General features: G+C 64.1%; 8 protein-coding genes. 5 read left to right on the top strand and 3 right to left on the bottom strand.

What is annotated here, in order from left to right; all coding sequences use genetic code 11:
- The 3 genes from AC1DSN_RS16240 to AC1DSN_RS16230 form a co-directional block, all read left to right on the top strand.
- A partial coding sequence (locus tag AC1DSN_RS16240; RefSeq protein ID WP_477331663.1) for a PP2C family protein-serine/threonine phosphatase occupies positions 1-461 on the top strand: 461 nt, incomplete at its 5' end.
- Positions 458-3,199 carry a bifunctional serine/threonine-protein kinase/formylglycine-generating enzyme family protein gene (locus AC1DSN_RS16235; RefSeq protein WP_477331661.1) on the top strand — a complete coding sequence of 914 codons (2,742 nt, stop codon included), beginning with the start codon at positions 458-460 and terminating at the stop codon, positions 3,197-3,199. The genes AC1DSN_RS16240 and AC1DSN_RS16235, both read left to right, overlap by 4 nt.
- 17 nt (positions 3,200-3,216) lie before the next feature.
- Positions 3,217-3,516: a hypothetical protein gene (locus AC1DSN_RS16230; protein ID WP_477295425.1), complete on the top strand. Its 300-nt coding sequence runs from the start codon at positions 3,217-3,219 to the stop codon at positions 3,514-3,516.
- On the opposite strand, the gene tssA is transcribed toward AC1DSN_RS16230, so the two are convergent.
- Positions 3,513-4,544 (bottom strand): type VI secretion system protein TssA, encoded by a 1,032-nt coding sequence (gene tssA / locus AC1DSN_RS16225; protein WP_477295427.1) that lies wholly within the window; start codon positions 4,542-4,544, stop codon positions 3,513-3,515. The genes AC1DSN_RS16230 and tssA overlap by 4 nt on opposite strands.
- A complete protein-coding gene (locus tag AC1DSN_RS16220; RefSeq protein ID WP_477295429.1) occupies positions 4,531-5,514 on the bottom strand; it encodes a LysR family transcriptional regulator in 984 nt (327 codons plus the stop codon). Before AC1DSN_RS16220 ends, tssA begins: the two co-directional genes overlap by 14 nt.
- Positions 5,515-5,707: 193 nt before the next feature.
- Here AC1DSN_RS16220 and AC1DSN_RS16215 point away from each other — a divergent pair, with 193 nt between their 5' ends.
- Entirely contained in the window at positions 5,708-5,800 is a 93-nt protein-coding gene (locus tag AC1DSN_RS16215) for a hypothetical protein (protein ID WP_477295435.1), read from the top strand.
- Positions 5,801-5,840: 40 nt separating this feature from the next.
- Positions 5,841-6,494: an SGNH/GDSL hydrolase family protein gene (locus AC1DSN_RS16210; protein WP_477331659.1), complete on the top strand. Its 654-nt coding sequence runs from the start codon at positions 5,841-5,843 to the stop codon at positions 6,492-6,494.
- Between the two features lie 57 nt (positions 6,495-6,551).
- Here the strand turns inward: AC1DSN_RS16210 and AC1DSN_RS16205 are convergent.
- Positions 6,552-6,955 (bottom strand): aldo/keto reductase (locus AC1DSN_RS16205; RefSeq protein WP_477331657.1); only part of this gene is annotated, 404 nt, incomplete at its 5' end.

Here is a 6,955-nt window from a genome sequence, read left to right as displayed (position 1 = left end):
GGGTCGACGCCGTCGCCTCGACGGTGGTGGTGCTGGTACACACCCGGGATCTCGTGGCGGTGGGCTGGGTCGGCGACAGTCGCGCCTACGTCTTCGAAGAAGGCCGGCTGCAGCAGGTGACCCAGGATCACGTTCACGGCGAACGCAGTGACGAGACGCGGTTCGGCGGCAGTAACGCCGGTGTGCCGGCCGGCGTGCTCACGCGCGCGGTGGGCGCCGAGGATCGACTTTACGTCGACTGGGTGGTCCGCGCGCGCCGGCCGGGAACGTGCTTCGTGCTCTGTTCCGACGGCATCAACAAGGAACTCAGTGACGCCGAGATCGAACTCCATTGCCGACGCCACACGGACCCCCAGGCGCTGATCGACGCGCTGGTGGGTACGGCGTTGGAACGCGCCGGGCGCGACAACGTGTCGGCGGTCGCCGTGAGGCTGGACCCATTTGAGGAAGCGCACGCATGAAACCATCCGACGACGAAGAAACCCGCGTGCTGCCTGTGTCAGCAGACGCGGATAGCGACGCCACCGTGTTCAAGCCGTTGCTGGCACACGGTGGGGAGGGCACGGCGACCGGTTCGGCATCGCAAGGCACCGGCGACAGCTGGCGACATATGGCCGAGCTTGCACAGGGCGAACGCATCGGCGTGGGTAGCCTGCTCAAGGAGCGGTTCTTCATGGAGCGAGAGCTCGGCCGTGGCGGCATGGGCGTGGTGTATCTCGCCCGTGACGAGCGCAAGGTCGAAGCGCGCGACCGCGATCCGTACGTGGCCGTGAAGGTGCTCAACGATGAGTTCCGCAAGCATCCGGATGCGCTGATCGCCCTGCAGCGGGAATCACGGCGCGCGCAACACCTGGGTAACGACCACATTGTTCGTGTTTACGACTTTGACAAGGACGGCACCAACGTCTTCATGACGATGGAGTACGTCGAAGGGCAGGACCTGCGCACGCTTATCCGCACGAAGGCGCGCGATGGCATGGCGTTCGCCGAGGCGTGGCCGTTGATCGCGGACATGGGCGAGGCACTGGTGCGTGCGCATGCGGCAGGCATCGTCCACTCGGATTTCAAGCCGGGCAATGTCATGGTCACACCGTCGGGCATGGCGAAGGTCTTCGACTTCGGTATCGCGCGGGCGGGTAAGATCGGCGCGGAGCACAGGGACGATCGTACGGTGTTCGATGCCGGCACGCTCGGTGCCATGACCCCGGCTTACGCCAGCCTCGAGATGCTCCAGGGCAAGGCGCCAACACCCTCGGACGATATCTATGCGTTCGCCTGCGTAGTGTTCGAGTTGCTTACGGGACGTCACCCGTTCGACAAGCAGAATGCCGAGGAAGCGCTGGCTGCGGGTCGCCGCCCTCCCGCCGTGCCGGGGCTCGACAAGCGACAGTACAAGGCACTCGTCGACGCGATTGCCTTCACCGCCGAGAAGCGCAGCAGCGACATAAGCGTCGTGATGGCCGGATTGCGCAAGCGGCGCCTACGCGAGCGCGCCACACCATGGCTTGTGGCTTCCGCAGGCCTGATACTGCTCGTTGCCGCCGCGACATGGTTCGGGGCGTTGCAGGCCGAGCGCCGCCACATGGCGGATACGCTGCGGCGTTTCACGCCCGCACAGGTGGATGGTTTCCAAAGCGAGGATGATGTCCGCAAGGCCCTCGCCGCACTCGATAGCGACGAAAGGCGGCACGTCGTGGTCGATGGCGCCGATGCCATCGACAGCTTCCTGGTCCGCCTGGTGGCCTCACGCTGGGATCCGGCGCACGAGCACTACGACTACGCCGGCGCGCAAAAGGTGTTTGCGCTGCGCGCAGAGCTGAAGACCTTTGCGCCGAAGCTCGATCGACGCCACGAAGAAGTCGCGCACGAACGCGACGAAGCGCTCAACGGCCTCGATACGCGCTTGAGTCAGGCGATCCTCGCCAACCGCCTCACCGGAGATGGTGCGGACGACGTGCCCGCTCTCCTGGCGACGATTCGTACGATCGACCCCTCGAGCCGCTTGCTGGCGAATCCAGAGCTGAAGCTGAAGCTGGCAGATGCGGCGAACACGGCGGCGACGCCGGCGGGCCACACCCCGGCCGAAGTGCTCGAAGCGGAGCGCACGGCGCGACTGGAATCGCTGCGCCAGGCGTCCGCTGCCGGCGACTTCGACAAGGCGCTGGATAGCTACAAGCAACTGCGCGGCATGGATGGAGCCACGCCAACGTCGATGGACGAACCGGCGAACCTGCTCGCACGTGCCGTCCTGGATGCGGCGCGGTCGGCGTGCAGCGCCGGACACTGGAAGGAGGCTGCGGACAAGGTCGCCGCGGGCATCGCCGCGACGGGTGACCGGCCGGACCTGGCCGCCGCCAATACGCGCTACCAGTTGGCGCTTGCCGTGATGACGGCAGCCAAGGGACCGAGCGTGTCCGCGGCCGAACAGGATGCGCTACGCAAGCAGGTTGACGCGATGAAGGCTGCCGACCCGGATGGCCTCAAGGATCTCGAAGCCGCCATGAGAGCGTCGAAGGCACTTCCGGAAGGCTCCCTCGCCAACGTGGTCAACCGCCTGCGGTCGACACCTGGCGTTCCGACCCGCATGGATCCTTGCGCGCGTCGCGGCTTTGCAGGCAGCGCGCGGGAATGTTTCGACACCTTCTCGGCTGGCGCGCACGGACCCGCGCTGGTGGTCATCCCACATGGTCGCAAGCCGTTCGCGATGACGCGTACGGAGATCACCATCGCCGACCTGGACCAGTACTGCCGCGCAACGCGCACATGCGCCATCACGCGCGGTCAGGTGCCGACCCAGCCGGCACGTTCGATTCCGGTCACCTTCGCCCGTCGTTATGCTGCCTGGTTGTCCCAGGTCAGTGGTTACAGCTATCGCCTGCCGACGGACGAGGAATGGTTGTTGGCAGCTCGCGCAGGAAGCGACTGGGACAGCAAGGATGCGACCTGCGGCACTGCATCGACCGGTTTCGGGCGTCTCGTCCGCGGTGACGAGTGGAGCAGCAAGGGCGTGACCAATCCCTGGGGGCTGGTGGACATGGTCGGCGGCATCTGGGAATGGACGACGACGGGTACGACCCTCGCCGTGCGAGGCGGAAGCTACCGCAGTGGACCCGACGCCTGCTCCGTCACGAGCACCCGCACGAGCGACGGGTCGGCCGAGCGCGATGTTGGCTTCCGCCTGGTGAGGGACATCCAATGATGGCGTGGGAAACGAGGGTGAACCGCGAGTTGGGCGACCTGAACAACGCCCACAGTGCGGCGCGCATGGGCACGTCCGAATATCGACAGCGTCGTCGCGCCTTGTTACAAGCGGTGCTCCTGGAGGGTTCGGCCTCGCACACGTTGCGGCGCCCCGCCGGTGGCCATGCGCCGTCCCATGGCACGACATCGGGCCGCGCGCTGCCGATGCGGCGTGCCGTCACACGCACCCCACCACGAGGCCGAAACGGCCTGCCATGGTGGCTCGGCGGTACCGCTGTGTTCGTCGGGTTGCTTGCCTGGATAGTGCTGCGCTAGCCCGGGTTGTCTTCGCCGGACAGTTGCTGGAACTCGGACAGACCGCCCGGCGCGAGCGTCCGCAGCAGTTCGGTGAAGCTCAGGCCGACGAGGCGGCTGGCACGACGTAGCAGCGGCGGGACCGGGCTCGATGGTTCGTTTCGCGCATACCATGCGCAGATCTCGTCGAGCATGCGCCGCACGTCGTCGGTATCGCGAACGCCCCTGCGTGCTTCGGTGGGTACCTGGACGCCGGACTCGCCCGATTCGTCGTGCCCGTTATCTGGGTCATCGGCGACGAGGGCCTGCGGCGCGCGAATCGCTACCTGGGTGCGCAGGAAGGCATCCACGTCGCGCAAATCGCGCTCGAGCGTGTCGAGGTCCGGTCCCATACCGGGCGTCCGTTCCTCGAACAGATGGCCGATGGAACGGACGTGCACCAACGCGGTGGTGATCGCCGCCGCGGTGGCCAGTAGCCGTTCGACGTCAACATGTTGGACCACGGCATCGACGATCTCCTGTGAGATAGGCGTCGCATCGGACGTGCCATCACCGGACTTGATCGTACCGTTGAGCAGGCGCAGGTCGCGCAGGGAGAACGCGCCAATGCGCTCGGCGCGCAGAAGGGGCACGCTGCGAAGGTAGCCGACGGTCCCGTCGACCGCCGCAAGCGCTGCCAATGCGTTGATCCGTTCGACAGGATCCCCGTCATCGACGCGGGGATGCACATCGTCCCAGTAACGCGTAAGCAGGTCCGCGACGAGCCCGACGGTGGCACTCCAGGCAGCGAACCCCTCGGTCTTCAGCCGCGCGTTGCCCCAATGGATGGCCACGCGCAGATCACGTGTACGTTCGGCCACCTGCTCGGCATGGCGGGAGACCTCGCGCCAGTCGGGTTCCTCCGCCTGCTTTACCGTATCGCCGATGGCGCGTTCCGTACCGGGCGCCGCGAGACTCTCCAACGCGAGAAACGCCGCGTCGTATTCGAGGTTCGGGCCGCATGGCGCGTTCTCTTCGAGCGGATCGAGAAATCGGTCAGTGGTATCCATCGCGTGCAAGGTCCAGTAAGGGGAAGGGGGCGGCGTGGGCGGCCGTGTGTCGTGTCCGCTGCAGCCCGCGGCTGATCCGGACCAGCTCCTCGCGCAGCCATCGATGCGCGGGCTGTTTGTCCAGGCGACTGTGCCAGGCCATGGCAAGCGACATGTCTGGCTGGTTGAAGGGCAGGGCAAAAGGCTCCACGCCAGGGCCCACCGCCTGGATCATGCTCTGCGGCAGCGTGCAGACCAGGTCGGTCGTGTTCAGGAGCGAGCCGATGGTGTCCCCATAGGGCGCGGAAACCAGCACGTCTCGCGTCCGGCCCAATTCCTTCAGTCGGATATCCATCAATCCGTCCATGCGACCGGATGAGGACACGATGAGGTGTCCGAGCGAGCAATACTCGTCGATCGTGAGCTCGTAATTGCCGCGCGGGTGGCCGATGCGCTGGAGCATCACGAATTCGTCCGCCAACAGCTCTCTCATCTTCAAGGAGGGAGGCACCTGCTCATTCGGTACAAGGAGGATGTCGAGCTCACCGTTCTCGAACTGGGCGAGAACGTCCGCGTCCTCACTGCCGCTGCGGAAAGCCAGTCGCAGCTGGCGATTGTCCTTGTCCTGGAACGAGCGGATAAGCGGACGGGCGAAGGTGCTGATGGCGCTGAACGAGCCACCCACCCGGAACATGGCGGTATCGCGCCTGGGATCGAACGAATCGGCCGGATCAGCCAGAGTGCCCAGCTGCGCGAGCGCGTCCCGCAGTGAGACAGCCATCTCTTCCGCCTTGGGCGTCGGCACCATGCCGCGACCGGTTTCGGACGGAATAAGCAGGGGATCCTTGAACAGCCGGCGAAGACGGGCTAACTGCGCCGATAACGCGGGTTGACTGACATGTAGCCTGGAGGCAGCGCGTGTGACGTTGCGTTCTTCCAACAGCATATCGAGCGAGACGAGTAGCGGAAGGTCACTCGGTTTCAGATTCATGAGTACAGCTTGATTGCGCTCGTGGGGACAGCGCGGATTACTACGCACGTCGTCGATTGTATGCGGAGTCGACGGAGGTGCGTCAACAATTTGACGTAGCGGGCAGCGTTACGTGATTTGTGTCGCAAATGCTTAAGGGCGTCAGTGGCAATACGCGGTCATACCTCGAAAGGGTGATGCGCTATGATCGTTTCTGCATGCGACGGCACTTGAGACCGAATCAGAATCGTTGGTACGGTTGACTGCGCATTACCATAGCCTGCTCCGCTTGTGGTCGGACACATAAGGCCGAGGAAGAAATGATCCGTAATCATGGCAAGGCGTGGGTGGCGATTGGTCTGTATGCACTTTTGTTCCTTTCGGCGTGCTGCCAGGCGCAGGTGGCTTCTCGACCCGAAGTCACCGAATGGACCTGGGAAGTCAGGCCAGAACATGTCGACCATCAGCTGCCGAACGTTCTCCTGGTCGGCGATTCCATTACCCGCAACTACTTCCCGGAGGTGCAGCAAGAGCTGAGTGGCAAAGCCAATGTCTACTTGTTCGCAGCTTCGACCAGCCTGGGAGATCCGCGGCTGGATGCACAGTTGAAGGATTTCGCTGCGTTGGAGGGCGTGACATTCAGCGTCGTTCATTTCAACAACGGGATGCACGGCTGGGCGTACACCGAAAAGGAATACGCGGCATCGTTCCCTAAATACGTTGCGACGCTTCGAAAGATMGCTTCCGGCGCGCACTTCATCTGGGCCTCCACGACGCCGGTCAAAAAGGAAAGTTCGCCCGGCCCCACGAATGCGCGTATCCAGGTGAGGAATGCCGAGGCACTACAGATCGTGAATCGCGAGTCGATCGTCGTTGACGACCAGTACGCACTAATGCTGCGTTATCCCAATCTCTATCTCGATGACGTTCACTTCAACCCGGAAGGTGCCGTGTTGCAGGGCAGGCAGGTAGTCAAGACGATCGAGGCGTACCTGAAGTAACTCCGCACTTGAACTGAATCGGCTGCCGGTGGATCGGCGGCCGATTCAGCAGTCGGTTTACAGGGAAGACGATCCTCGCCACAGATCAGTCCCACCATCGACTGCATGGATGTCGATGTCCGCGAGCTCGTCCGCTGAGAAGCCCAGGTTGTCCAGTGCACCCAGCGAATTGTCGAGCTGCTCGACGGTGCGCGCACCAATCAATGCCGATGTGACGCGGGGATCGCGAAGCGCCCATGCAATTGCCATCTGCGCGAGCGTCTGGCCACGGCGTAAGGCAATGTCATTGAGTGCCCTGATTCGATCGAGGTTTTCCGAGCTGAGCATGTCTTTCCGGAACGACCCGTCTCGAGCGACCCGCGCATCCGACGGTACGCCGTTGAGGTATTTGTCGGTGAGCAGACCCTGGGCGAGCGGCGAGAACGCAATGCAGCCCGCGCCCACGTCGTTCAGCACATCGA

Source organism: Luteibacter sp. P4_D7_3, assembly GCF_056401735.1.
Note: the sequence above shows the minus strand (reverse complement) of the source record. Positions and strands in the feature narration are given on the sequence as shown.

Bases quoted from the DNA above. Each gene is read 5' to 3' on its own strand.
- AC1DSN_RS16235 (WP_477331661.1), top strand. From the start codon at position 458: ATGAAACCATCCGACGACGAAGAAACCCGCGTGCTGCCTGTGTCAGCA.
- tssA (WP_477295427.1), bottom strand. From the start codon at position 4,544: ATGGATACCACTGACCGATTTCTCGATCCGCTCGAAGAGAACGCGCCA.
- AC1DSN_RS16220 (WP_477295429.1), bottom strand. From the start codon at position 5,514: ATGAATCTGAAACCGAGTGACCTTCCGCTACTCGTCTCGCTCGATATG.